Origin of the sequence: Bartonella sp. AP88XZML (genome assembly GCF_042195565.1) — a bacterium.
In the GTDB taxonomy this organism is placed as follows: Bacteria; Pseudomonadota; Alphaproteobacteria; order Rhizobiales; family Rhizobiaceae; genus Bartonella.
In genome coordinates, this window is record NZ_JBHIOQ010000020.1 from 1 (window position 1) to 25,191 (window position 25,191).

The 25,191-nt window shown below is 37.4% G+C and carries 20 protein-coding genes, 3 tRNA genes and 5 pseudogenes; 13 read left to right on the forward strand and 15 right to left on the reverse strand.

Annotation, left to right across the window (positions count from 1 at the left end; genetic code table 11):
* Positions 1 to 96 precede the first annotated feature (96 nt).
* From ACFIK2_RS01740 to ACFIK2_RS01780, 9 genes and pseudogenes are all read right to left on the reverse strand, one after another.
* Positions 97 to 417 (reverse strand): annotated as a pseudogene (locus ACFIK2_RS01740) (hypothetical protein).
* A gap of 146 nt (positions 418 to 563) precedes the next feature.
* Entirely contained in the window at positions 564 to 818 is a 255-nt protein-coding gene (locus tag ACFIK2_RS01745) for a type II toxin-antitoxin system PemK/MazF family toxin (protein WP_375632933.1), read from the reverse strand.
* Between the two features lie 60 nt (positions 819 to 878).
* Positions 879 to 1,106 (reverse strand): annotated as a pseudogene (locus ACFIK2_RS01750) (antitoxin).
* Between the two features lie 49 nt (positions 1,107 to 1,155).
* Positions 1,156 to 1,543, reverse strand: a pseudogene (locus tag ACFIK2_RS01755) (hypothetical protein).
* A gap of 171 nt (positions 1,544 to 1,714) precedes the next feature.
* Complete coding sequence (locus ACFIK2_RS01760; protein ID WP_375632931.1) at positions 1,715 to 2,047, reverse strand: hypothetical protein; 333 nt, start codon at positions 2,045 to 2,047, stop codon at positions 1,715 to 1,717.
* Positions 2,013 to 2,453, reverse strand: coding sequence for a hypothetical protein (locus tag ACFIK2_RS01765; protein WP_375655083.1), 441 nt, complete (start codon positions 2,451 to 2,453; stop codon positions 2,013 to 2,015). Before ACFIK2_RS01765 ends, ACFIK2_RS01760 begins: the two co-directional genes overlap by 35 nt.
* A gap of 277 nt (positions 2,454 to 2,730) precedes the next feature.
* Positions 2,731 to 2,895: a hypothetical protein gene (locus tag ACFIK2_RS01770; RefSeq protein WP_375676714.1), complete on the reverse strand. Its 165-nt coding sequence runs from the start codon at positions 2,893 to 2,895 to the stop codon at positions 2,731 to 2,733.
* Positions 2,896 to 3,130: 235 nt separating this feature from the next.
* Positions 3,131 to 3,445: pseudogene (locus ACFIK2_RS01775) on the reverse strand (hypothetical protein).
* A 527-nt stretch (positions 3,446 to 3,972) separates the two neighbouring features.
* Positions 3,973 to 4,058, reverse strand: a tRNA-Leu gene (locus tag ACFIK2_RS01780).
* A gap of 146 nt (positions 4,059 to 4,204) precedes the next feature.
* Here ACFIK2_RS01780 and ilvA point away from each other — a divergent pair.
* From ilvA to ACFIK2_RS01795, 3 genes are all read left to right on the forward strand, one after another.
* Entirely contained in the window at positions 4,205 to 5,482 is a 1,278-nt protein-coding gene (gene ilvA / locus ACFIK2_RS01785; protein WP_375612449.1) for a threonine ammonia-lyase IlvA, read from the forward strand.
* A 35-nt stretch (positions 5,483 to 5,517) separates the two neighbouring features.
* Complete coding sequence (locus ACFIK2_RS01790) at positions 5,518 to 6,048, forward strand: hypothetical protein (protein ID WP_375607472.1); 531 nt, start codon at positions 5,518 to 5,520, stop codon at positions 6,046 to 6,048.
* A 290-nt stretch (positions 6,049 to 6,338) separates the two neighbouring features.
* Complete coding sequence (locus tag ACFIK2_RS01795; protein ID WP_375637028.1) at positions 6,339 to 7,721, forward strand: DEAD/DEAH box helicase; 1,383 nt, start codon at positions 6,339 to 6,341, stop codon at positions 7,719 to 7,721.
* 1,381 nt (positions 7,722 to 9,102) lie between these two features.
* Here ACFIK2_RS01795 and ACFIK2_RS01800 read toward each other — a convergent pair.
* Positions 9,103 to 9,177 (reverse strand) — tRNA-Asn (locus ACFIK2_RS01800).
* Positions 9,178 to 9,361: 184 nt separating this feature from the next.
* Between ACFIK2_RS01800 and ACFIK2_RS01805 the strand changes: the two genes are divergently transcribed.
* From ACFIK2_RS01805 to ACFIK2_RS01830, 6 genes are all read left to right on the forward strand, one after another.
* Positions 9,362 to 9,435 (forward strand) — tRNA-Cys (locus ACFIK2_RS01805).
* Between the two features lie 220 nt (positions 9,436 to 9,655).
* Positions 9,656 to 10,330, forward strand: a complete 675-nt coding sequence (locus tag ACFIK2_RS01810; protein WP_375613722.1) for a protein-L-isoaspartate O-methyltransferase — start codon at positions 9,656 to 9,658, stop codon at positions 10,328 to 10,330.
* 66 nt (positions 10,331 to 10,396) lie between these two features.
* Positions 10,397 to 11,689 (forward strand): TolC family outer membrane protein, encoded by a 1,293-nt coding sequence (locus tag ACFIK2_RS01815; protein WP_375676837.1) that lies wholly within the window; start codon positions 10,397 to 10,399, stop codon positions 11,687 to 11,689.
* 253 nt (positions 11,690 to 11,942) lie between these two features.
* Positions 11,943 to 12,497 carry a DUF2497 domain-containing protein gene (locus ACFIK2_RS01820; RefSeq protein WP_375632919.1) on the forward strand — a complete coding sequence of 185 codons (555 nt, stop codon included), beginning with the start codon at positions 11,943 to 11,945 and terminating at the stop codon, positions 12,495 to 12,497.
* Between the two features lie 148 nt (positions 12,498 to 12,645).
* A complete protein-coding gene (locus ACFIK2_RS01825) occupies positions 12,646 to 15,369 on the forward strand; it encodes a valine--tRNA ligase (RefSeq protein ID WP_375637029.1) in 2,724 nt (907 codons plus the stop codon).
* Between the two features lie 1,144 nt (positions 15,370 to 16,513).
* A complete protein-coding gene (locus tag ACFIK2_RS01830; protein ID WP_375632915.1) occupies positions 16,514 to 17,305 on the forward strand; it encodes a tetratricopeptide repeat protein in 792 nt (263 codons plus the stop codon).
* 102 nt (positions 17,306 to 17,407) lie between these two features.
* On the opposite strand, the gene ACFIK2_RS01835 is transcribed toward ACFIK2_RS01830, so the two are convergent.
* The 5 genes from ACFIK2_RS01835 to xth form a co-directional block, all read right to left on the reverse strand.
* Positions 17,408 to 18,154 (reverse strand): amino acid ABC transporter ATP-binding protein, encoded by a 747-nt coding sequence (locus ACFIK2_RS01835; protein WP_375632913.1) that lies wholly within the window; start codon positions 18,152 to 18,154, stop codon positions 17,408 to 17,410.
* An 11-nt stretch (positions 18,155 to 18,165) separates the two neighbouring features.
* A complete protein-coding gene (locus ACFIK2_RS01840) occupies positions 18,166 to 18,882 on the reverse strand; it encodes an amino acid ABC transporter permease (protein WP_375621443.1) in 717 nt (238 codons plus the stop codon).
* A gap of 2 nt (positions 18,883 to 18,884) precedes the next feature.
* The gene (locus ACFIK2_RS01845; protein ID WP_375632911.1) at positions 18,885 to 19,637 is read right to left on the reverse strand and encodes an amino acid ABC transporter permease; all 753 of its coding nucleotides are present in this window, start codon (positions 19,635 to 19,637) and stop codon (positions 18,885 to 18,887) included.
* A 141-nt stretch (positions 19,638 to 19,778) separates the two neighbouring features.
* Positions 19,779 to 20,684 carry a transporter substrate-binding domain-containing protein gene (locus ACFIK2_RS01850; RefSeq protein WP_375634815.1) on the reverse strand — a complete coding sequence of 302 codons (906 nt, stop codon included), beginning with the start codon at positions 20,682 to 20,684 and terminating at the stop codon, positions 19,779 to 19,781.
* A 125-nt stretch (positions 20,685 to 20,809) separates the two neighbouring features.
* Positions 20,810 to 21,592, reverse strand: coding sequence for an exodeoxyribonuclease III (gene xth, locus ACFIK2_RS01855; protein WP_375634813.1), 783 nt, complete (start codon positions 21,590 to 21,592; stop codon positions 20,810 to 20,812).
* A gap of 487 nt (positions 21,593 to 22,079) precedes the next feature.
* Between xth and rpsL the strand changes: the two genes are divergently transcribed.
* From rpsL to ACFIK2_RS01875, 4 genes and pseudogenes are all read left to right on the forward strand, one after another.
* Positions 22,080 to 22,451, forward strand: coding sequence for a 30S ribosomal protein S12 (gene rpsL / locus ACFIK2_RS01860; protein WP_005773262.1), 372 nt, complete (start codon positions 22,080 to 22,082; stop codon positions 22,449 to 22,451).
* An 18-nt stretch (positions 22,452 to 22,469) separates the two neighbouring features.
* Positions 22,470 to 22,940, forward strand: a complete 471-nt coding sequence (rpsG, locus tag ACFIK2_RS01865; RefSeq protein WP_375632907.1) for a 30S ribosomal protein S7 — start codon at positions 22,470 to 22,472, stop codon at positions 22,938 to 22,940.
* A 24-nt stretch (positions 22,941 to 22,964) separates the two neighbouring features.
* Positions 22,965 to 25,049: an elongation factor G gene (gene fusA / locus ACFIK2_RS01870; protein ID WP_375632905.1), complete on the forward strand. Its 2,085-nt coding sequence runs from the start codon at positions 22,965 to 22,967 to the stop codon at positions 25,047 to 25,049.
* Between the two features lie 62 nt (positions 25,050 to 25,111).
* A pseudogene (locus tag ACFIK2_RS01875) lies at positions 25,112 to 25,191 on the forward strand (elongation factor Tu); the annotation flags it as partial.

Sequence of the window (25,191 nt, forward strand, 5' to 3'; positions counted from 1 at the left end):
ACGCAGAGCCCAATTAAGGCGAGGGGCTTGAAGGCTTGTGAAGGTATCTTTTGCCTGTTGAAGATACCATTTTTGGTGGATGATTAACTTCAACTTCTAAGCCTTTTTAAGAGTAGGTGTTGATGATTGAGAGACCTTAGATGCTTTTGGTTTTTCGAGAGAGGTTTCTTCAGTCATTGGTTCAGATGATGTTTGTGTGGCTTCTTGTTCTATCTGCTTAATTTGTTCAATTGCTTTGTCAGGCTTTGCTACCATCTTGGCCTCAACAAGAAGTTTTGCAGCATTGGCGCGCTTGAGACGTGCGTAGATCTAATTAGAAACTTCAACAAATGGATTATTGGGTGTTGATGGTTCAAAGCGAACAGTGCTTTTATTGTCTCCAACAACACACATTGGCTTAGTGATGACAGCTTTCATCATTGCTTCTTTTGAGTCATAATTAATGACATCATTAGTCAAATATTGATTTTTATTCTGTGAAAAATTGTTTAGCCGATTGTCAACAGAAAAAATCATGATCTTATGCTTTTTTATTTTTTACCTAAAGTTGGTGTTTTTAAACATTAAAAATTGTAGAAAAAATTCAAGTAAGAAATGTTGATAACTTTGCTAAGACTTCGCCCATTACGCGCTACTATATCTAAAGAACGCGGTTGGTCGCAGCATATCACACCTGTTGTATGCAGCCCTGTTCCCACCAATGAAACAGCAAAGTCCGCTATTCTAGCAAAATTTCCTCCACTCGTAATGGGCAAAACAATGAGTGTTTTTGTTAAACGATTAAACGCCTCCGGTGACACAATCAGTACAGGATGCATTCATTTTTCTCATAGACAGAGGTTGGGTCAAGCGATACAAACCAAATTTACCCCGCTTCATTACAAGAGCTCTCTCCCAACAAGCTTAGCATCAAACCACTCTACATCTTTATCCGCAAAATCGTCCGAAGTATTACATTGGGCTAACAATTCTTAAAGAGTGTAATTTTGCGATATCTATAGCCAAACCCACTTGCATATTTCAGTAAGATGAAGAACATCAAGCAATGCAGGCGGTGTAGAGAGCATAACTGATCCTCCAACTTTACGTAATTTCGTTGTATGCATAAAACGCCCTCTCTAATATTATATAAAAATATAACATAAAGCCCATGATTCAATAGCTTTTTATGCTTTTGTGTAAATGTTTAAGAAGCGCATTTAGAGCAATACGCAATATACTCTGAATAAAGTCAATATTTTTTATCTCTCTGTTGATCTCGTCTATAAGAGGTTCGTAATTGAGAATGCTTTTCGGAATATCACCAACGTAAACCCATGCTTTTACTTGCGCTTTGGTACTAAAATCCGCATTCTTAGGTGTTTTGTAATACTGACCACCATCAAACTTTTCACACTCTCTTGTGCCGTCTTCGTATTCGTAGAGGTTGTAAAAATACTCCTCTGTCCCATCCCCCATGGGGCATACCCACTGCCGTTGCAACAAACCTCTTTCGCATGGGTTGTTTACGGTTTTTTAAGAATAGATGTTTTAAAATGAACATGCTTTAATCCTAATTTTACAAATTTGTCTATTTGCCTTAAATTTGACCGTACAGAGCGTTTTATATGATAGATTTTTTATCATAAAATCTTTAAATCACTCTGTACGGTGCCATTTTGTCGATTTAAATGCACATCCAATCACAAAATGATCAGAAATTTTCACTAGTTTGCTAACCTGCAATGTTTTTCACTTGCTTTTCAACCAACGTGAGTGGTCTTGAATTCTCTCTCATTGCCTTTTCTTTCAGCCTTTTTTCACGGGTGTTCAAAACAGCCTGGTGTACAAGATTGGCTTTTGTCAAAAGACTATTTTCCAAATCACGACATAATTTTACTAACTCACGAGTGTTTGGAAAAAACGTATCCGATAAACCTTCTACCTCATCGCATAAAATCCGTTTAACCGTTTTTATGAGTGACCACGCAGAAACACTTTCCAAAACCATTCCATAGGTAAGCGCCATACCTTCATGATCTGCCTGTTGCGAAATTTTTTGAACCACACGAAAGCATCCAAATTGCCTTGGTTATGTCCTCTTTACTCACTTTTATTGAAAACAATTCGTGAAGTTGATCACACGCTTCTAAGGCAATCGCTTCCTGCTGTTGTGTCAATGCTTGCCACTTTTCAAAACTAAAGGAAACTCCGGAGTTATCATCTCGTGAATGTGTTTCAAAGTGACCTCGAGGCCCGATATCAAGGATACTGTCTGAGATGCGTTCATCTACACTTTTTTGCCTTTGAGAGTGATTTCCATAGTTTTTTCCGTTCTCTAAATCCTCGATAGCTTTTTGCACCCAGTTGCGCCACATTGCTTTCCAATCCGTTTTGCGTGCATCTTTGCCTGTTCTAGCTTTCCAAAAATCTCGAAATTTTGCCATTTCGGCTTTGACACGCTCTGGAGGCAATCCCTCTTCGATTGCGAAATCATAAACAGATTCGAAATCATCAGGGGTACGACAGCCACTGTCATTTCTAACCCGTTTAGCTTTTTCGTAATGTTCTCTTGCTCGTGAATGGAAGGTTGTTTTTCTACACCCGTTTCGATTTGCTCTGATGTGGTCTCAACAGCAGCAACCTCTGTTGGTTCGTCAACCTGTTCGTTTGTTTCTAAACTTTCAGAAGCAGTTTTTTTTGCTAACTAAAATGATAGTTTTAGTTTATATATATTCTTATTCTGTTTCTTTATAGCTTGGTTTTGCTTAGCGTTTGCTTCAGCAAAATCATTAAAGTGTTTTTATAGCGTTTTTTATTGTGCACCTTTTTTCCAGCCTCACTATGAATTTGCGATATGTGCACTTTTTTATCAGTAAAATCTTTTAGCTCTTCTTCAACGCGCGTATTCGACAAACCATTATCTTTCTCAATAAGTTTATCATTCTTTATGAGATATTCGACAATAGTTACAAACTTTTTTGCGAGCAATTGCAAGCGCGGGCAAGCATTTCAAAATCTGTTTTAATTGGTGCTTTTTTGTCATACATGCGAATGAAAAGCGTTATATAAATGCCCCTTTGCTCTCATGTCATTCCATCGATCTCACTGTTCCAGTCATTCAAAAAGGAATCTTATCCATGGCATTGCATTAGACATGCGCATTTCCTTCTTTAACTAAATATAAAATTGCTAAAGCATTTGCTTCGTTGTCATCTTTTGGATTGTATCCTTTTGCACACACCGTCTTAATCATCTCTTCTTGTGAGGCATTGACTTTATCTGTTGTGATCTTCATTTTTGTAAGCCATTGCTGAAAACGCAAATAGCGCATACTATCGCCTTTAAAACGACAAAATTCAAAATTGACAAGTGCTACTTGTTATACTGCTGTCTACACGAGAAATCGCCCAGCCTGTCTTAGATCTAGATCAAGGCAGAGAACGGTTTGTGTATTGATGATCATCTTCCCCCATGAAGGCTGTTGCGTATTTATATGTGCGCTATGACAGAGCGTGTTGTGATTGCCTGTCTTGAAAAAATGGTCGTGAGAAAGTACTTGAAACTACTTTTGGGCCAATTTTTTACTGCCATTCGAGGAAAAATAATCTTAGAAGCAGTTGATTTTCGAATTAACTCTTCTTGTTTTTGAATCACATCTTTTTGTGCACGTATTTTTTCAGCTTCTTTATCTATTATTTTGTCTTTTGCATCTATCTCTTTTCTGAGCTTTTGCGTCGTTTTACAAGAGTCATGAAGAGTATAAGCCAATCCCAAATTAGCAATACTGATTGCCTCTCCATCCTATAAAGACGAGGAGGAGGTCAAAGTGCTAAAAAGGTACCTCAAAAAGCAGCAATGATTCGTATTTTAGTACCACCGCGGTGCCGTCTTATAGCGTTATAATAAAGTTACGAAAGGTGGTTTAGAAGGTGCTTTAATTTTTTTTGACTTTTAATAAATCATTGGAAAATAAGAGAGATTAAGATAATCTGGTGCGGACGGCGGGACTTGAACCCGCAAGGTCTTCGACCGGCAGATTTTAAGTCTGCTATGTTTACCGTTTTCATCACGTCCGCGATGTGAGTTCTCTCATAAGCTATATCTTTTATTGAATCAAGAATTAATGACAAAAGAAACATTTTTCATTTTTTAGTGAAATTTTGACTGACAATAGTTTCCTTTATCGATAGAAAAAGCTTTTATAATGTAAATAAAGTATGAAATGATTAGTGTTATGAGTCAATTTATTCAAGACGTCACAAAAGCTATGGTGGGATTGCATCACGTGTTTGCTGAAACACCACTTCAAAGAAATGATTTTCTTAGTCAAAAGTATGATGCAGAAATTTATTTAAAGCGTGAAGATTTAACACCGGTGCGGTCTTATAAGATTCGTGGTGCTTTCAATTTTGTTTCAGAAATGCTTAGCTGTATATCACCAGATTCTGCATTTGTTTGTGCTTCAGCGGGGAATCACGCGCAAGGGGTTTCTTTTGTTTGTCGTTATTTTAAACGTAAAGGCGTGATTTTCATGCCTATGACAACGCCACAACAAAAAATTGAAAAAACACGTATTTTTGGTAAAGAATTCATTGATATTCGTTTGGTTGGTGAAACATTTGATCAATGTTATGAAGCTGCGCAATCCTTTGTCGTAGAGAGCGGTGGTGTAATGGCTCCACCTTTCGATGATATTCGCATTATTACAGGGCAGGCAACAGTGCTTTGTGAAGCTGCTTTACAATGGAAAAAACTCAATGGAGAAAGTGAGCCAGATTTGATGATTGTGCCAGTAGGGGGTGGTGGTTTGGCAAGTGGAGTGAGCAAGTTTTTACATGAATATGGTTGGAAAACAAAGCTTCGTTTTGTTGAGCCGCAAAGAGCTGCAAGTTTGCTTGCTTGTTTGGAGAGTGGAAAACGCGTCAAGCTTGAAAGCATTGACACTTTTGTAGATGGTGCTGCTGTGGCTGAAATTGGTGCTCTAAACTATACAATTCTAAAGCAATTTCCCCCTGATTCTGTCATTACGGTTCCTGAAAACCGCGTTTGTTCTACGATGGTTGAAATGCTTAATGTTGAAGGTGTGGTTCTTGAACCGGCTGGTGCTTTATCGATTGATGCGCTTAACAGTATTCCTCCTCAAGAGTTAAAGGGGAAAAAAATTCTTCTCGTTATTTCAGGAGGTAATTTTGATTTTGAGCGTTTGCCAGAAATTAAAGAGCGTTCTTTACGTTTCCAAGGGTTGAGAAAATATTTTATTTTTAGTTTTCCGCAACATCCTGGTGCATTGCGTCATTTTCTTTCCACATTATCACCAGATGATGATATCGTACGTTTTGAATATCTTAAAAAGTCAGCGAGAAACTTTGGTTCTGTATTGGTTGCGATTGAAACAAAAAAATACGGTAATTTTTGTCTTTTAGAGGAAAAATTTCAAGCGTTAGGTTGGCGTTATCGTGATATTACTGATGATCAAACGTTATTTGATTTTGTTATTTGAGAAACTGAAATTTTACTAAAACAAGAAGTATAATGATGAAACCTATTTTTTATTCGGTGCTGAGTCTATTTTTCTTTTTGATTGTTAATCAACAGAGTTTAGCATCTCAGCCAACAATAGTACAAAAAGATGAACTTTCAAGAGTCGTTGTTGATGTCAATAATGCTATAAAAAATGGGGATTTTATGCCTATTTCTCGTTATATGCCTGAGCGGCTTTATAAAGAGATGGCACATCGATTGAATACAACAGAGAGTGCTTTACGTAGTGATTTTCTTCAACAGTTGCATAAGAAATTTGAGGGGTTGCCTTCTGGTGCTTATTATTTAGATAAAGAAAATATAGAGTATTTACAAACTGATAACGGTACTTTGTATGCTTTAATTCCAACAGTTCTTGAGATGAAAGATCGCATCATTCAATATAAAACTTTGGCGATTTTTGATAAAAACCAATGGTATTTAATTTATGGCGGTCAAAAAACTTTACAAAATCCAGTTTTTCTCGAGATTTATCCTGATTTTATCAAGGTACATTTACCGATGGACACAATCATCAAAAAGTAAACGATCTAAATATTGTTTTTATTCATGATAAATGTATTTCGTAAAGTTCTTGCTTTTTTATCATAATCCAAAGATAATAGAGATGAAGGCATTTAGGCTGGTTTGTTGGCTTTTTGTAAAGTGAAGTTTATACGCCTTTATCTTGATTTCAAGGTGTTCATGAGTTGCGCAAGCCGCTTTTTAGGCGTTGCTTCATTTAAAATGTCAGGGATTTCTCTTGCGCGGATTCTTGAGTGGAGAGTTCAGATGGTTACTTCTTTTGAGTTCTTCAGCTAAGGAAAGATTTTATTTTGCCTATAAAAGAAGAAAATGTTTTTACAAAGTTAGGTTTGCCTACTCTTTTGATTAAAAATTTACTCATTGCTGGGATGAGTAAACCTAAACCTATACAAGAACAAGCTATTCCAGTGATGTTGAAAGGACACGATATTTTAGGTGTTGCTCAGACAGGCTCTGGAAAAACTTTGGCATTTAGTTTGCCTATTTTAAGTCAGATTTTGGCTTTAGGTGATAAACGCTGCCCTAAAACTGCACGCGCTTTGATTTTAGCTCCAACGCGCGAACTTGCTGTTCAGATTGATGAAGCGATTCGCACTGCGGCGAAAGGAGCACATCTTTCAACATGTCTTATTTTTGGGGGCGTATCACGTTTAAAACAAATTAAACGTATGGAAGCAGGTGTGGATGTTTTGATAGCGACTCCAGGGCGTTTGAGAGATCTTGTTCGTGAAAAGTGTGTTGATCTTTCCCAATCTCGTTTTTTGATTTTGGATGAAGCAGATCGTATGTTGGATATGGGGTTTATTCATGATGTTAAGCAAATTGCAAAGCTTTTGCATCAAGAGCGTCAGACAGCACTCTTTTCTGCAACAATGCCGAGGGAAATTTCTGTGCTTGCAAAATGTTTACTCAATGATCCGGTTAAAATTGAAGTTGTTCCTCAAGGTACTACGGCTGTAGAGATTTGCCAAAAATTATATTGTGTTCCTACGAATGAAAAAAAGAATGTTTTAAGTAAACTTTTGACAAATCCAGCTTTTGATTCGGTTATTGTTTTTACTCGAACTAAACATGGGGCAGATGCTGTCACACGTAGTTTAGAAAAGGTAGGATATTTAGTCGCAACAATTCATGGAAATAAATCACAAGGTGCTCGCCAGTCTGCTTTAAAAGCTTTTCGTGAAAGATCTGTGCAGATTCTAGTGGCAACAGATATTGCTGCACGCGGTATTGATATACCAGGGATAAGCCACGTTATTAATTACGACTTACCAGATGAAGCTGAAAGTTATGTACATCGTATTGGTCGTACAGGACGTAATGGCGCATCTGGTGTAGCACTTACGCTTTTTGATGAGAAGGTAGAAAGGTCCCGCTTGCGTGCTATAGAGCGCTTGATTCGTATGAAATTGGTGGCTGAGGCTGTTCCAGAACAATTTGCAGCGTTTCCAGAAAAGCCAATTGTACGAGAAAGTAAAGAAAAAGAAAACGATAAGGAACGCCGTTTTAAAAAATCTAAACATCAAAAACAGTTTTTAGGTCGAAAAGATGATACCGCACAGTTGCAGCGGAAGAATTCTTCACCTCAAAATGAGAGGCATAAAAAAGCAAAAGCAGTAGTAAAGCGTGCAAAGCCTCTTCGTTTTCGAAAATCAGTTAAGAGGGCTGCTTAGATAAAGTCTTGAAAAAAGATCATGTACTGGAGATTTTTTACTTTTGTTGATGAAAAGAGCTATAAAATACTCTTGTCAAAGTAAGAAGATCCTTTAGAGGTTTTCATTTTTTAGAAATGAAAACTTCTAACTTTTTGGATTTATTAAAAATCTTTATTGTAGAGGCAATTATTTATTTGCTTTATTCCCATTTTTTTAAATGGGAATAAAAGTAGATTTTATTTATATAAAATTATTTTTATAAAGGATGTGTTTTATCTTTAATGATAACTTTTAATTTTAAAAATTGATGTCTAATAATAACTCATTGTTTTATATATTTAATAATTCACTATATCGTATTTTTTTCATTTTTAAGTTATTTATGCGGATCAATCAAAAGTATTCGCTTGCACGTTATGTGTGAAGTTGTCATATAAATAAACATTTGAAAAATAAATAAAATAATTTTTATAAACTCTTTCAAAGGCAATGGGGGATTGCTGAGATTGAGAGTTGGAAAATAGTATGATGGTATGGCTTTTATTATAAATAAAGATGGGGCTGATCAATCGATTTCATTTTATACCATTTACGGGGGTGTCATTGTGAAAGAGTCTTGGGGGATTTAAGAGATATCTCTTTAAAAAAGCATGTGACTGCATAATACAATAGCGAGAATGTCATGATTTCTGAAGGCTTTCTCAAGATTCTTAACAATTTAGCTCGTTATCTTGGTTTTTACTGTAAAACACTATTATTTGGGGGGATATAAAGTATTTGGGGCTATAAAGCCTATAAGATTTTATGTATTAAATGTTTTATGACAGTGTGGTGAACAAGGCAAGGTTGTTTGTAAAGCGTTGAAGTGGCTAGCAGGAGGCAACCTATTAGATAAGACGTTGGAGTGTTTACAGACTTGTTTTATGTTTTTTGCTTTTAGGATGGGGAGGAGGTTATGTGGGGTGTATGGAGATAATATATGACCTTGATTATTGTTTCTTCCATTTTTCAAAATGATTGCTTCATGAGCAGGTTTTTAAGTTTAATTTCTTTATTGAGTATAAATCATTCTTTCTTTGGAAAAAAAATATGAGACAGTTTCATTGCTAATGGAGCTTAATAATTCATCTTTGATGAAAGAAATCGTAATTTATAATTTATAATGTGCAAATAATTGCAGTGCCCTCTTATAGAGGTGCGGTGGTTTGAGAAAAGTAATCTTATTTGTGCTATTTTAAAATGAATCAATAGTTTTTTGCGTTCATTGCAAAAAACACATCCCGTAGGATATTGCGTTTCTACTTTATTGCAAAAATCCTATTCCATTACTTTTATTAACGAATCCCTCATGTCTAAAAACTTTAGAAAAAACAATAAACTACGTGGAATAAAAGAAAAGTGGCTCCCCGGGCCGGATTCGAACCAGCGACCAACCGGTTAACAGCCGGTTGCTCTACCGCTGAGCTACCGGGGAATGGTGCCCAATCATCTCGTTGAAAAGGCTATAGCAAAGCAATACTGATTTGCAAAGGATAAAATTACTTTTTTTAAAAAAATATGATAAATTGTGTAATAAGAGGAAAAAAGGCGAGAGAATATTTCTACACCTTGACGGATGCGTTGCCTTCCCTTATTGAAACCTTTATGTTTGTTGACGAGGCCTCGTGGCGGAATGGTTACGCAGAGGACTGCAAATCCTTGTATCCCGGTTCGATTCCGGGCGAGGCCTCCAGCCGATTTTAAACGAAACGGCTTTTAAGGGAGATGAGGTATAGGAAAATAGATTATTTCCCTCTATTCTTGTGAAGACACTTTTGTATGAGAGATTATACAGTTAAAATCTAATTGTTGACTGTAGTATCCTTTTTTGTAACGCCCATAGTTTAAGAGATCTTTATCCCTTATTGTCGCTGTTTTGTTTGTTTTTTGTAGGTTAGGAGAAAATATTCGTTATGGTTGCAGATTTTGCTGAGCTTCGTCGCAAAATGGTTGACAATCAAATTCGTACAGTCGATGTAACGGATTTATCAGTTCTTGAAGCCTTTTTAACGGTATCTCGTGAAGATTTTGTATCGGAAGATATGAAAGTGTTAAGTTATCTTGATACTGATATTGTTCTATGTCCAGAGCAAGATGGGGTTCCTGCACGCTATTTGATGAAACCTGCGTCTCTAGCGAAATTACTACAGCTTGCCGCTGTAAAATCATCAGATGTTGTTTTAGATATTGGTGCAAATAGTGGTTATTGTGCAGCGTTGCTTGCAAAACTTGCAGGGTCTGTGATTGCGCTGGAAAGTGATAAATCTCTCTTTGAACGTGCTCTTGAAGCTTTAGAACGGAATCAATGTGATAATGTGGTTGTCGTTCATGGTCCATTAGAGAAAGGATATGCCGTTGAGGGACCTTATGACGTGATTTTCATTGAGGGATCTGTTGATTTTATTCCTCAAGGTATCTTTGATCAAATGAAAGACTGTGGACGTCTTGTTGTGGTTGAAGGGCATGGAAATGCTGCTGTTGCACAAATCTATATAAAAGAAGATGGGATCATCTCGGCTCGTCGTGCTTTTAACCTCGCTGTAAAGCCTCTTCCTTGTTTTTTCAAAACACCTGGTTTTGTGTTTTAGTGCTTGTTTGTTTTGTGAATAAAAGATAATTTTGTAATTTATTTGGGGTTTGTTATTGTGTGTATTATGTTTAGAGTAAACAAGAAGTTTCAGGCGTGTTTATTGCTGGTGTTGAGTGTTTTTCTATCAGAGGCTGTTTGTGCTGAAACATTGATGGATGCCTTTTCTAAGGCTTATAAATATAATGCTAAGTTGAATAGTGAACGTGCAGCTGTGCGTATATCCAGTGATGATGTTGTCATTGCGCGATCGGGGCTATTGCCACAAGTTGAGGGAGTTGGGAACTATGGGCGCAATAAGTCTTTTACAGGTCCTTATGTCACTTCTGGATCTATAGGAGTGAGATTAAATCAAAGATTATTTGATGGTTTTATCACGCAAAATATCTTTTCTTCAGCTCAAGTTAAGTTGCAGGCTCAGCGTGAATATCTTCGTAATGTTGAACAAAATACGTTTCTGGAGGCGGTGACCGCTTATGCTAATGTCTATCACGCACGTCGTGTTGCCGATCTTCGGAGAGAAAATTTGGCAGCTCTTGAGGAACAAGTTCGTTCCAATAAAGCAAAATTTGATGTGGGTGAAGGAGGGCATGTTGATCTTGCTCAAGCTCAAGCTGCACGTTCCGTGGCGGTTTCAGAGCTGAGTCTTGCTCGTGCTGATGTAAAAGCAGCAGAGGCAGTGTATCGACAAGTTATTGGTTCTGATCCTGAAAAGTTAAAATGCCCACCTGTAGCCAAAGATTTTCCCGTCAACCTTGATATGGCTTACCAAATGAGCGTTGTGATGCATCCAGCAATCCTTTATGCTAAATATTTAGTCGATGCGAGTGTTTATAATGTAAAGGCGAAAGAAGGGGCATTGCTCCCTAAAGTTGATTTTTCTGCAACTGCATCTTATAATCGAATCTACAGCGGGGTTGGAGAAGATGGCATTTCTAAATCGATAGTGTTGTCAGTAAGTGTCCCAATCTTTGAAGGAGGGCGTACGTCTGCGCAAATTCGCCAATCAAGGGAACAGCTTGGACAGGCGCAGCTTCAACTCGATTTGGCGCATAGTAATACGCGACAAGCACTTACTTCTGCTTGGTTTCAGTTGGAGGGCGCACGCTCATCTGTTGTTGCTTACCGTGAAAGTGTTCGTGCTGCTGAAATTGCTCTGAAAGGTCGTGTTCAAGAAAATCTCGTAGGGCAAGCAACGACGCTGGATGTTTTAAATTCTCGTACTCTATTGATTAATGCTCAGATTGCGCTTGCAATGGCAGAGCGTAATGCTGTTGTGGCGAGCTATAGTGTTCAATCTTCTATTGGTAAATTGACTGCAAGTTATTTAGGTTTAAAAACAATTAAATATATCCGATAATACATAAAAGTATCTCTTTGAATCTTATTAAATTATTTTAGTTTTTAAAAGCTTAGTAAATCAACAGTTGAATATGTTGAAAGATATTGCGGCGAGATATTATTTTTATAAGTGTAGAAAACTGTGTGTAGCGCCCTCTTTATGACAAGCATATTTGAAAATATCGTAGGAGGCATGTTGATCTTATAATTCTTTTGCATACACTGAAAATATGATTCTATTTGTTGTTGCGTCTTTGAGAGGTTGTTAAAGTATGGTACAGAGTTCAAGCGTGTTACGTGAGCCAAGTATGGATGAAATTTTAACATCTATTCGTGAAATAATCGAAGAAAATGCGGTTCAATCTGATCACTTTTTAAATGAAGATGTTGCAGTGAATGCTTCAGAAGTGGCATCCGAGGGTATTTATGATACAACCTTATCGGTTGATGATGCTATGAAAGCTTTAGCTGATCGTATTGGTCTTTCTTCTGAAAATCAAGGAGGGAAGATAACGCAAGAGAAAGAGGATATAGAGGCAGAAAATAATACAGTTGGTATGGATATGCAAAAGATGAAGCTTTCTTCTGAAGAACGGAATTCTGTTTATAAAGCAAAAGAATATGAAGATGAGATAAGGAAATCACAGTCAGACGCTGGAAGGGATGGTCATGTGGAATTGTCTGCATATTGTATTTCTTCTGCAGAAAAGATTGCAAAGGATGTGTTGCGTCCTGCTATAGCAGAATGGTTACAGTCTAAATTGCCTATTTTGCTGGAAGATATTTTGCGTGAAGAGATTATGAAGGCGATTAAAAAATCGTCTTAATTATTTTTACATTATTTTTATGTTTTTCATTTTATGAGAATTTTGTTTGCGATTTTGCGAGCTCTCTAGTGAATGGCTGAGATTCACGAGATTCTGATCAGGTTTTGATCATATATTGTGTTTTTCAGCGGCGTTATGGATGGATAGAATGTTAGAAAAAAACTATGATGCTGCCTCTATAGAGCAACGGGTTGCAAAGAGATGGGAGACTCGTGGGGCTTTTAAAGCGGGAGCTGGTTCTAAAAGCGGTGCAGAACCTTTTTGCGTTATGCTTCCTCCTCCTAATGTTACGGGCTCACTTCATATGGGGCATGCGCTCAATACGACAATTCAAGATATAATAGTTAGATTTCAGCGGATGCGTGGCAGAAATGTGTTGTGGCAGCCTGGTATGGATCATGCTGGGATTGCTACGCAAATGGTAGTGGAACGTCAACTTGCAGAACGCCAAGAGTCAACGCGTCAAGAAATGGGGAGAGAAAAGTTTATTGAGCGTATTTGGGAATGGCGTTATGAAACTGGAGGCGTTATTGCAAACCAGTTGCGTCGCCTTGGGGTTTCATGTGATTGGTCGCGTGAGCGGTTTACAATGGATGAGGGGTTGTCGCAGGCGGTTCGTGAAGTCTTTGTCACGCTTTATAAGCAAGGGTTGATATATAGGGATAAGCGCCTCGTCAATTGGGATCCTAAATTGTTGACAGCTATTTCAGATCTTGAAGTTGAGCAAAAAGAAGTTCAAGGACGTTTGTGGCACTTTAGATATCCACTTGAAGGTAAAATTTTTGATCCAAATGATGCGACAACTTTTATAACAGTGGCGACAACACGACCAGAAACAATGCTTGGTGATACAGGAATTGCTGTTAATCCTGAAGATGAGCGTTATAAAAATCTTATCGGTAAAAATGCTCTTTTGCCGCTTGTTGGTCGTAGGTTATTAATTGTTGGTGATAGCCATGCTGATCCTGAAGCTGGAAGTGGTGCTGTAAAAATCACACCAGCTCATGACTTTAATGACTTTGAAGTAGGACAGCGTAATCATTTACGCTTGATCAATATTTTTACCCAGCAAGCCGAGATTTTTCTTCGTGAAAATGAAGCATTTTTCGATGGTTTGATTTTATCAGATGAATTAAAAATGTTAGTAGAAAATCTCGATAAATCTGATCGTTTTGTTGCTCGCCAGAAGATTGTTTCTTTGATGGAAGAACAGGGATATTTAGCTTCTGTTGATGATCATACCCATATGGTTCCTCATGGAGATCGCAGTGGTGTCCCTATTGAGCCTTTTTTGACGGATCAATGGTATGTTCATGCTGCTGAATTAGCAAAGCCAGCGATAGAGGCTGTTCAACAAGGCAAAACGCAGTTCGTTCCCGATAACTGGAAAAAGACGTACTTCAATTGGATGGAAAATATTCAACCTTGGTGCATTTCTCGCCAATTATGGTGGGGACATCAGATTCCTGCTTGGTATGGTCCTGATGGAACGGTTTTTGTTGAAAAAAGTGAAAAAGAGGCTTTAGATTCAGCTTTTGCTCATTATGGTGAGGTTGTTGAATTAATCCGTGATCCGGATGTTTTAGATACTTGGTTTTCATCAGCTCTTTGGCCTTTTTCAACATTAGGATGGCCAAATAAAACGACTGAATTATCTACTTTTTACCCAACATCTTTATCTGTGACAGGATTTGATATTATTTTTTTCTGGGTTGCTCGTATGATGATGATGGGACTTCACTTTATGGGTGACGTTCCTTTCCCAACGGTTTATGTGCATGCTCTTGTACGGGATCAAAAGGGTGCAAAGATGTCAAAATCAAAGGGAAATATTATTGATCCCTTAGAGCTTATTGATCAATATAGTGCTGATGCACTTCGGTTTACTTTAGCTATTATGGCAGCACAAGGTCGTGATGTAAAACTTGATGTTTCCCGTATTGCTGGTTATCGTAATTTTGCTACGAAATTGTGGAATGCTACCCGATTTGCACAGATGAATGGTGTGAAGCATGATCCAACTTTTAAACCAGAACAAGCAAAATTGCCGCTTAATCGTTGGATTTTAACAGAGTTATCTAAAACAATTTCAGCAGTTACGACTGGTATTGAACACTATAAATTTAATGATTCAGCTGCCACTCTTTACCGTTTCATTTGGAATACATTATGTGATTGGTATTTGGAGCTTCTCAAACCTATTTTTCAGGGGGAAAATGAAGATGCTAAAAATGAGGCTCAAGCTTGTACTGCTTGGGTTTTAGATGAAGTTTATAAACTTCTTCATCCTTTTATGCCTTATATGACGGAAGAGTTATGGTCTCTTACAGAAACGCAAGCCATCAAGCGTGAGGATATGCTCGCATTGACAAAATGGCCAGAGGAAACATTGATAGATGAAGAAGCTGCTGATGATATTAATTGGCTTATTGATGTCGTCACGGGGATTCGGTCTGTACGTTTTGAAATGAATATTCCAGTGGCGACACAAGCACCTCTTGTTGTTGTCGAAGGAGGGGAAGTAACGCGAGAGCGTGTGAAGCGTTATGATGCACTTCTTAAAAAATTAGCGCGTATTGAAGTTATTGATTTCTCTGATAAACTTCCGGAAGTATCGGCACAAATGATTTTGGGAGAGGCTGTTTTTTGTTTACCATTAGGACAGTTGATTGATTTGGAGGCTGAACGTGTTCGTTTGAGGAAGGATGTCAGTAAAATTGAACAAGATATTGAAAAAATATCGCTTAAGTTAAATAACCCCCAATTTATAGCAAATGCAAAAGCAGAAATTGTTGAGCGTGAGCGGAACAGGGTTGTAGAACTGCGTGCAGCGCAGAAAAAAATATTTGTTGCTTTAGAGCGGTTAGATTGATTTCAACTTTTTATTTTTTTGATAGATAATTGCATACCAGTAGGGCTAGTATAGATCTTCTTTAAAGAAACTTTTTCTTTTGTTAGTTTTTCATGAACGATCATAAAATCTCTACTGAAATCCATTGTTTTATGTTTATCATTAAAGAGACATCTTTTAAGGCATCCAAGCCTATTCCACGACGTAGATCATGAGTGGTATAACGGTAAATCCATTGAGCTTCCCTTCTTTATGCTTGTGAAGTAACAAGCGCCGGGGGGGCACCATTCTGTCCAATATCCGGACAACCCTTAGCTCAAACTGTTCGTAAGAGGCATTTTTAGTTCTTTCTTACACAGAGTTTTTATCCACATAGCTCTCTCTGCTTGTAATGTGCAAGCGGATGGTTTTGATTGATTTAACCTGGAACAGGTTTGGAATGAGAGAATCTTACGATATTCGAGGTCCTCATTCAATATGCAAAAAGGTAAATTATCATTATAAATCAAAACATTGTTTTATTTCTGTAAAATATCATCATTTAGAGTAGCAATATAAGGCATGTAAAATTACACATGTGGTATTTTTTTGTATGTAGTGGTGAGTATTCTGAGTTAGAACTTGTGTGTAAAGTATGAAGTAACCCCATGTGAAATGATGTCAGGTGCAATCCGTTAAACAAAAAGCTTGTATTGTTTATAGATTGACGGAGACAAAAAACTTCATCTTTAAGGTGGTAAGGCAGTCGTGAAGTTATAAGTTAACTATCATCATTATATTTACCCATCTTTCGTATTGTTTTTTATATTTAAACGCTTACCATTCATCATGTATTCTCTTCATTCTCAAGTTGCTGTTTAATACACGTTATTTTATTGAACGATTTTTACTCATACGTATAAAATTTTAAGATCGATAAAGCTTAGAATGTTAAAGGATGTGTTACAAAATATAGAATGATGATTTATATTTAAAAATCAATTTGTTGTATATAAAAATGGATACTTAATTTTATCGAACATTTTGGATGATTTTTATCTATTTGTCTTTTCTTTTAAAATTTTTACTTTAAAATCGCGTATGCTTCTTACTAAGAAAAAGAGTTTAAATATCTACAAAGAAATTTGTAACAGATATAATCATTAAAATTGAGATAGGGGGGGAAATGGTTAATAGGTTTCAGATATGGAAAAAAGTCACGATTGTTGTGATTTTAGGGGGATTCTTTTCGACTGTTTATGTAATAGATGTCAATAGCTTGCAAGAAGCGAATGATGGTTCGTTTTATTTTTTTAAACGTGGCATGTCTGCTTATAAAAATGGGCATATAAATCAGGCTATTGCAGCATTACGTTGTGCAGCTAAGAGAGGCCATATTGGTGCGAATTGGAAACTTGGCTCTATCTATGCAAACGGTGATGGTGTCCCTAAAAATGATTATAAGGCATATAATTTTTTTGCATATATTGTTGAAAAAGGTGCTGATCTTGGTTCAGAGGATGAAAGTTATGTTTCTGATGCATTGGTTAAACTTGCGAGATATATAAAAAAAGGTATTCCTCAATCACCTGTGAAACCTGATCCTTCTTATGCTGCTCATCTTTATATGCAGGCTGCGGTAAACTATAGAAATCCTAAAGCTCAGTATCATTTAGGAAAAATATTTTTAAAGGGAGAGGGAAGGGAGAAGAATCTTATACAAGCAGCACGATGGTTTCAACTTTCAGCAAAAAAAGGAAATCCTTCTGCCCAAGCAATGCTTGGAAATATACTGCTTCAAGAAGGAAAAATTGTCCGTGGGGCAGCAATGTTAACTGCTGCCTATGAAAAAGCTAACGTAAAAGACAAAAATTGGATTCATCCTTTGCAAGAACAGGCTTTTGCTCTTTGTAATGAATCTGAGAGACGTACAGCAATTTCACTGGTTGCTGAGATTTTAAAGAATAACAGTTTTTAAACATCTGATTGTAATATTTTTACATTCTTTCATCTTATATTAAACTCTTTTTTCTTGTATACAAGTTCATAGTAAAGATAGCTTTTTTTGATAATCTAATGGCTAATGACTTAGGATTTTAGACAAAAATTCTTGCGTTCTCGGTTTTCTTGCTTGCGGATCAGAAAAAAACTCTTTAGATGAGCAGTCTTCAAGAATTTTTCCTTGATCTATGAAAATAACACGCTCAGAGACTTTTTGTGCAAATCCCATTTCATGGGTTACACAAATCATCGTCATACCTTCTTCTGCTAAGCTAATCATGACATCGAGTACTTCACCTACCATTTCAGGATCTAGAGCAGATGTTGGTTCATCAAAAAGCATGACAAGTGGATCCATAGTTAAGGCACGTGCAATAGCAACACGTTGTTGTTGCCCTCCAGAAAGTTGACCAGGATATTTATCTTTGTGTTCAATGAGGCCAACGCGTTCAAGATATAACAATCCACGTTCAAGTGCTTCTTTTTTGCTTCGTTTTAGGACTTTGATTTGTGCAATTGTCAAATTTTCTGTGACAGATAAATGGGGGAAAAGCTCGAAGTGTTGAAACACCATTCCTACCTGACTTCGCAATTTAGGCAGATTCGTTTTTTTTGAATGAACAGGTATTCCATTAATCCAAATTTCACCTTTTTGAAAAGGGACGAGAGCGTTAATAGTTTTAATGAGTGTTGACTTTCCTGAGCCTGATGGACCACAAACGACAACGACTTCTCCTTTATTAATATTGGTTGTACAGTTTTTAAGGACTTTAATTTCGCCATACCAATTAGAAACATTTTTTATTTCGATCATATGAGTAGACATTTTTTTTCCTGTTAGCGAATAATGGATACTTTTTTTTGTAAATACAAAACTATTTGTGACAGTGTAAAACAGATAACAAAATAGAAAATAGCTGCTAAGATATAAGCTTCTTGCTTTACACCAAAATTATTAGCAGCAATATCAAAACCATTCAAAAGGCTATGACCACTGATGGCATAAACAAGGGTTGTATCCTGAAAAAGGATAATAACTTGTGTTAAAAAGACTGGAAGCATATCTCTAAAGGCTTGAGGAAGAATGACAATGTACATACTTTGCCAATATGTCATTCCAAGAGCTTGTCCTGCATATTTTTGTCCTTGCGGAACTGAATTGATTCCAGCACGCATAATCTCAGCAAAATAAGCCGTTTCAAATGCGGTAAAGGTAATGAGTGCTGATTTATTTGCACCAATGGATATACCAGTTAAAAAAGGCAGAAGCACGAAAAACCATAAGATAACCATCACAAGTGGTATTGAACGCATAGCTGTTATGTAACTGATTGCAAACCAAGAAAGAAGTTTTATGGAAGAAAGGCGCATCATTGCTAAAAGTGTGCCGAAAACAAACCCCAATACCGTTGCAAAAAGAGTTAGAAAAACGCTAAAGAGTAAACCTGATAAAATGTAAGAACGAAATACATCAAAGGTAAAAAAGGAAAAATCAAAGTCGGAAAAATTGAAAGGAAAATAAAGTCCAAACTGAGAGCTTATGAAATTCATCATATTCAATTTCCCTTTGTTTGAAAATTAGGAATTTTGAGTATTTGTTCAATGACTGTCATCACAATGAATACGAATAAGGCTATTAGAATATAAAGGATCGTAACAAGCAAATAATTTTCGTAAACATGGCTTACTTCTTCAATTGTTTGGTATTGAAATTGCATGAGCTCATTTATTGAAACGGCGAATGCTATAGATGAATTTTTCACAATCCCCATTGCTTCTGAAGTAAGAGGTGGCATAATTGCACGTATAGCACGTGGTAGTATAATATAGCGATAACTTTGATAAGTTGTAAATCCCATTGCCATAGCAGCATAGCGTTGTCCAGAAGGAATCGCTTCAATGCCTGAACGAACCTGTTCAGCAATGCGTGCAGATGTAAAGAATCCCAATGCGCATGTTATCAAGAGAATGGGGGAAAATTTCATCGCTGGTGGATAAATCTTCGGAACAACAAAATACCACAAAAACACTTGTACAAGGAGGGGAATATTACGCATAATCTCTACCCAAATAGTACCGATAGTGCGAAATATATAATTGATTATGGATGTTTTGGGTAAAGTGCGCATTGTTCCTATAACAACACCACACAATACAGCTAATATAAGTGAAGTGATAGACAATATAACCGTATTTTTAAAGCCATCGAGAAGTGTATCTAAATAGGTATGGCTCACGCCGGGAGTTCCCAAGCATCCTGTTACCAATGTTTGAGTAAGGTCATCTCTACAAAGGAAAGAAAAGTCCATTAATTGATATTCCCTCAAATTAGTCATTCACAAATAGGACAATAAACCACGCGCATCTACATAGTCCAGATTTATTAAAAAGTGAATTAAAATATAAACCACACTCAATTTCAAAAGAGTGTGGTTCTTCTTTATTAAATTCTATAAATCTTTTTCTGCGTAGCTTTCTCGAGGCTTATTATTTGGGTGATCCCAAGCATATCTTGTTTGTTTTGACAAGGGAAGGTTCATAACAGTGTTAGCAGGTGGGATCGGTTTCATAAACCACTTATTATAAAGCTTTTCCAGTGATTCATCTTTAATCTGACGTACAATACTATCGTTGATTGTTTGTTCAAATTTTTTGTCATTTAATCTGAGCATACAGGCAATAGGTTCGACTGAAAGTACAGTATCAAGAATGACATAATCAGATGGATTCTTTGATTTAGCAATATGTCCAGCAAGAATTGAAGCGTCCATGACAAAAGCATCTGCCTTACCAGATTCTAATAATAAAAAACTATCTCCGTGATCTTTCCCCTTTAAAACTTTAAACTGAATGTTTTTTGCACGTTTATTTTTACGAATAAGTTGAACAGATGTTGTACCGGTGGTCGTTGCAACTGTTTTTCCATTTAAATCCTCAAGAGATTTAATGTTAGAGTTTTTCTTTACAGCAATCCGAACCTCTTCAATGTATGTCGTATAAGCAAATGCTGCTTCTTTACTGCGGGCAATATCATGTGTTGTTGAGCCGCATTCAAAATCATAGGTTTTATTTTTTAAGAGAGGAATTCTATTTTGAGAAGTGATGGGAAGATAATGAATTTTAATTGGTTTACCAATTTTTTTTGAGATATCATCAATGATCCGTTCTGCCATTTCTGTATGAAAACCTACATATTTATTATTACCAAGGGCGTAGGCTAAACCAGATGATTCACGGACACCTAAAGTAATTTCACCTGTTCGTTTTATTTTTTCAAGAGTATCATGTTCAGCATGCGCGAAACTTGAGAATCCAATGGACGTTGCTGCAATAAGCATTAATAATGATTTCTTCATTTATGTCCTCCATTCATTTATTTTTATTTTATTTGCTTAAGATATACTGTTTATATGCTGTAGCATAGTTATTATTTTTGAGTGGAATTTTTTTTGTTGTCTCATGAAATGAGGATTTTACTTTCTTAATTGATATTAAGGTTAATCCAAACAGGAACGTGGTCGGATGGTTTTTGATATCCCCTTACTTCTGTTTGGCTATGAGCGCAAATTAATTGATCAACAGCTTCTGGTGATAATAATAAATGATCAATGCGAATCCCATTATTCTTAGGCCAAGCACCTGCCTGAAAATCCCAAAAACTGAAGGAGGGAGTATCGGTGACATTCCGGATAGCATCATAAAAACCTAAATGGAGAATACGTTGGAATGCTTTTCTTGTTTCTTGAAGAAATAAGGCATCTTGATACCATTCTTGAGGTTTTTTTGCATCTAATGGAGTGGGGATGACATTATAATCACCTGCTAGAATAAGAGGTTCTTCATACGCAAGCAATGATTTTGCATGTGTATATAATCTTTCCATCCATTCTATCTTATAGGAATATTTTTCACTCTCAATAGGATTCCCATTTGGCAAATAGAGAGATGCAACACGAACAACACCTTTGTTTGTTGAATAAACAGCTTCAATGTAACGTGTTTGTTTATCATTATCATTGCCTGGTAATCGACGGATCACTTCATCTGGTGTTTTTTTAGAGAGAATCGCAACGCCATTAAAACTTTTTTGTCCGTGTGTTTCTATATGGTAACCTAAACTTTCAATTGCATCGCGTGGAAAATTTTCATCGATACTTTTAATTTCCTGTAAACAGACTATGTCCGGCTGGCTTTGCTGCAGCCATTGACATAATGTTTCATGTCGTGCTTTTATCCCGGCAATATTCCACGTTGCTATTTTCATGGCGCTCATCATTAGATATCCAATATGCAATTCAATTTATTGCATTTATGTTTACTACAGTCACATCGCTGTTTTTTTGTTTATAGGGGATATTACTATGGTAAATTGATTTATCAAGAGTAGCGGTAAAAGCAAATTTAAAGTTTTAAAATTTAATTTATTTTCATTTTTAAAAACTTTCTGCTGTTTAGTTCTTGACGAATGTACGTGTTCTCGCTATTAGAGATGGATATAACCGATGTGAATGTAATCAGGTGTTTTGGATATGAACCGGATCATTCACAGGTGTTAAGAAGATTAAAAGCAAATGCTAGTGCAAAAGGCTATTGCCTTCTCTGCTTATGGTCGGGTAAACTGTTTTTTGCAGGTGTGCCCGATTTTGTGTATAGACTTAGATATCTGTTCCGATTCTGTTGGGGTGGATAGAAATAAAAATAGAAAAGCCCGATTGGGTGAGACGAATGTAGATCGAAAAGAGGAAGGTTGCATGCCTACCGTAAACCAGTTGATTCGCAAGCCGCGTGTGGCGCCAGTTAAACGTAATAAGGTTCCTGCTCTGCAGTCGAATCCGCAGAAGCGTGGTGTCTGTACGCGTGTTTATACAACAACACCGAAGAAACCTAATTCTGCTCTTCGTAAAGTTGCTAAAATTCGCTTGACGAATGGATTTGAGGTAATTGGTTATATTCCTGGAGAGGGACATAATCTTCAAGAGCACTCTGTTGTAATGATTCGTGGTGGTCGTGTGAAAGATTTGCCAGGAGTTCGTTATCACATTATTCGTGGTTTACTTGATACGCAGGGTGTCAAGAATCGTAAACAGCGTCGTTCAAAGTATGGCGCAAAGCGTCCAAAATAATATTGAGAGACAAAGCTAATGTCCCGTCGTCATAGAGCAGAAAAGCGTGAGATTAATCCAGATCCAAAATTTGGTGATTTGGTTATTATGAAATTTATGAATGCCATTATGTTTGATGGTAAAAAATCAGTTGCAGAGCGTATTGTTTATGGTGCGCTCGATTCTGTGGAAAAAAGAGTAAAAACAGATCCTGTGGCTCTATTTCATCGAGCTTTAGAGAATATTGCTCCTCATATTGAGGTTCGTTCACGCCGTGTTGGTGGCGCTACTTATCAAGTTCCGATTGATGTTCGTCCTGATCGTCGTCAGGCTCTTGCTATTCGTTGGTTGATTGCGGCGGCACGTGGTCGAAATGAAACGACGATGGTTGAGCGTTTATCTGGTGAATTGATGGATGCGGCTAATAATCGTGGTTCTGCCGTGAAGAAGCGTGAAGATGTTCATCGTATGGCTGAAGCTAATCGTGCTTTTTCTCACTATCGCTGGTAGAAGTTTTAAACTAAGGCAAATATAATGGCTCGCGAATATAAAATTGAAGATTATCGTAATTTTGGTATTATGGCGCATATTGATGCTGGTAAAACTACGATGACTGAACGTATTCTGTTCTATACCGGTAAGAATCATAAAATTGGCGAGACCCATGATGGGGCTTCTACAATGGATTGGATGGAGCAGGAGCAGGAGCGTGGTATTACGATTACGTCTGCTGCAACAACGACATTTTGGGAAGGGCAAGACGGTCGGAAGCGTCGCTTTAATATTATTGATACGCCAGGGCACGTTGATTTTACGATTGAAGTTGAGCGCTCTTTGCGTGTTCTTGATGGTGCAATAGCCTTGTTGGATGCAAATGCTGGTGTGGAGCCTCAAACGGAAACTGTTTGGCGGCAAGCTGAGAAGTATCGCGTGCCTCGTATGGTTTTTGTTAATAAAATGGACAAAATAGGAGCTGACTTCTATCGTAGTGTGGAGATGGTTGGTTCTCGGTTAGGTGCTAAAGCGCTTGTTTTGCAGTTGCCGATTGGTGCTGAAAATGACTTTGAAGGAGTTGTTGATCTTGTAGAAATGAAGGCTTTAAAGTGGGATGGTTCTATTGGTGCCTCGGCAGTGATAAGTGAAATTCCCTCTGAGTTAAAGGAGAAAGCTGAAGAATATCGCGAGAAATTGATTGAGATGGCTGTGGAGGTTGATGAAGCTGCGACAGAGGCTTATTTGGAAGGTGTTATGCCAACCAACGAGCAGCTTGTTTCTCTCATTCGTAGGGGGACAGTAGAAGTTCAGTTTCATCCGGTTCTTTGTGGTACGGCTTTTAAAAACAAGGGGGTGCAGCCACTTTTGGATGCTGTTGTTTCCTATCTTCCTTCTCCAATTGATATTCCGGCGATTAAGGGTGTTGATGTAAAGAATGAGGCTGAGACGACACGCGAATCTTCTGATGATGCTCCGTTATCTATGCTTGCTTTTAAAATTATGAATGATCCTTTTGTTGGTTCATTGACGTTCTGTCGTATTTACTCAGGTAAAGTTCAGAAAGGTATTTCTCTTGAGAATACTGTGAAAAAGAAAAAAGAGCGTTTGGGGCGTATGCTTCAAATGCATTCAAATTCTCGTGAGGATATTGAAGAAGCATTTGCTGGTGATATTGTTGCTCTTGCAGGACTTAAGGAGACGACAACAGGGGATACTCTTTGTGATCCTTTGAAGCCTGTTATTTTGGAGAGGATGGAATTTCCAGAGCCTGTTATTGAGATTGCAATTGAACCGAAGACAAAAGCAGATCAAGAAAAAATGGGTATTGCTCTTAACCGTCTAGCAGCCGAAGATCCTTCATTTCGTGTTAAATCGGATGAGGAATCTGGTCAGACTATTATAGCTGGAATGGGTGAGCTTCATCTTGATATTATTGTTGATCGTATGCGGCGTGAGTTTAAGGTTGAAGCAAATGTTGGGCAGCCTCAAGTTGCTTATCGTGAGTCAATTACTAAAATGGCGGAAATTGATTATACGCATAAGAAACAATCGGGTGGTGCAGGTCAATTTGCTCGTGTGAAAATTGTTTTTGAGCCTCATGATGGTGATGACTTTATTTTTGAGTCAAAGATTGTTGGTGGTGCTGTTCCTAAAGAATATATTCCCGGTGTCCAAAAAGGGATTGAGAGTGTTATGGGGTCAGGTCCTCTTGCGGGCTTTCCTATGCTTGGTGTAAAAGCGACTCTCATTGATGGTGGCTATCACGATGTTGATTCTTCGGTTTTGGCTTTTGAGATTGCTGCTCGTGCGGCTTTTCGTGATGGGGCAAAGAAGGCTGGTGCACAGCTTCTTGAACCGATCATGAAGGTGGAAGTTGTTACACCAGATGATTATGTTGGTGATGTTATTGGTGATCTCAATTCTCGTCGGGGACAGATTTCAGGAACTGAAGCGCGCGGCATTGCAACGGTTGTGAATGCAATGGTTCCTTTGGCAAATATGTTTGGTTATGTGAATACTCTTCGCTCTATGAGTCAGGGGCGTGCGCAGTATACAATGCAGTTTGATCATTACGAGCCTGTGCCTTCAGCTGTTGCTTTGGAGATTCAAAAGAAATACGCGTAATTTCAGGTTGGTAATTAATTTTTAACTTAGTCCTTGGCTTGGACGGAAAATGGAGAGCTCAAATGGCGAAGAGCAAGTTTGAACGAACAAAACCGCATGTTAATATTGGTACGATTGGTCACGTTGATCATGGGAAGACCTC

What these genes read in the sequence shown, in the direction of transcription:
- ACFIK2_RS01745 (WP_375632933.1), bottom strand. Translation starts at nt 818, where the DNA reads ATGCATCCTGTACTGATTGTGTCACCGGAGGCGTTTAATCGTTTAACA.
- ilvA (WP_375612449.1), top strand. Translation starts at nt 4,205, where the DNA reads ATGATTAGTGTTATGAGTCAATTTATTCAAGACGTCACAAAAGCTATG.
- ACFIK2_RS01790 (WP_375607472.1), top strand. Translation starts at nt 5,518, where the DNA reads ATGAAACCTATTTTTTATTCGGTGCTGAGTCTATTTTTCTTTTTGATT.
- ACFIK2_RS01810 (WP_375613722.1), top strand. Translation starts at nt 9,656, where the DNA reads ATGGTTGCAGATTTTGCTGAGCTTCGTCGCAAAATGGTTGACAATCAA.
- ACFIK2_RS01815 (WP_375676837.1), top strand. Translation starts at nt 10,397, where the DNA reads ATGTTTAGAGTAAACAAGAAGTTTCAGGCGTGTTTATTGCTGGTGTTG.
- ACFIK2_RS01820 (WP_375632919.1), top strand. Translation starts at nt 11,943, where the DNA reads ATGGTACAGAGTTCAAGCGTGTTACGTGAGCCAAGTATGGATGAAATT.
- ACFIK2_RS01825 (WP_375637029.1), top strand. Translation starts at nt 12,646, where the DNA reads ATGTTAGAAAAAAACTATGATGCTGCCTCTATAGAGCAACGGGTTGCA.
- ACFIK2_RS01830 (WP_375632915.1), top strand. Translation starts at nt 16,514, where the DNA reads ATGGTTAATAGGTTTCAGATATGGAAAAAAGTCACGATTGTTGTGATT.
- ACFIK2_RS01835 (WP_375632913.1), bottom strand. Translation starts at nt 18,154, where the DNA reads ATGTCTACTCATATGATCGAAATAAAAAATGTTTCTAATTGGTATGGC.
- ACFIK2_RS01840 (WP_375621443.1), bottom strand. Translation starts at nt 18,882, where the DNA reads ATGATGAATTTCATAAGCTCTCAGTTTGGACTTTATTTTCCTTTCAAT.
- ACFIK2_RS01845 (WP_375632911.1), bottom strand. Translation starts at nt 19,637, where the DNA reads ATGGACTTTTCTTTCCTTTGTAGAGATGACCTTACTCAAACATTGGTA.
- ACFIK2_RS01850 (WP_375634815.1), bottom strand. Translation starts at nt 20,684, where the DNA reads ATGAAGAAATCATTATTAATGCTTATTGCAGCAACGTCCATTGGATTC.
- xth (WP_375634813.1), bottom strand. Translation starts at nt 21,592, where the DNA reads ATGAAAATAGCAACGTGGAATATTGCCGGGATAAAAGCACGACATGAA.
- rpsL (WP_005773262.1), top strand. Translation starts at nt 22,080, where the DNA reads ATGCCTACCGTAAACCAGTTGATTCGCAAGCCGCGTGTGGCGCCAGTT.
- rpsG (WP_375632907.1), top strand. Translation starts at nt 22,470, where the DNA reads ATGTCCCGTCGTCATAGAGCAGAAAAGCGTGAGATTAATCCAGATCCA.
- fusA (WP_375632905.1), top strand. Translation starts at nt 22,965, where the DNA reads ATGGCTCGCGAATATAAAATTGAAGATTATCGTAATTTTGGTATTATG.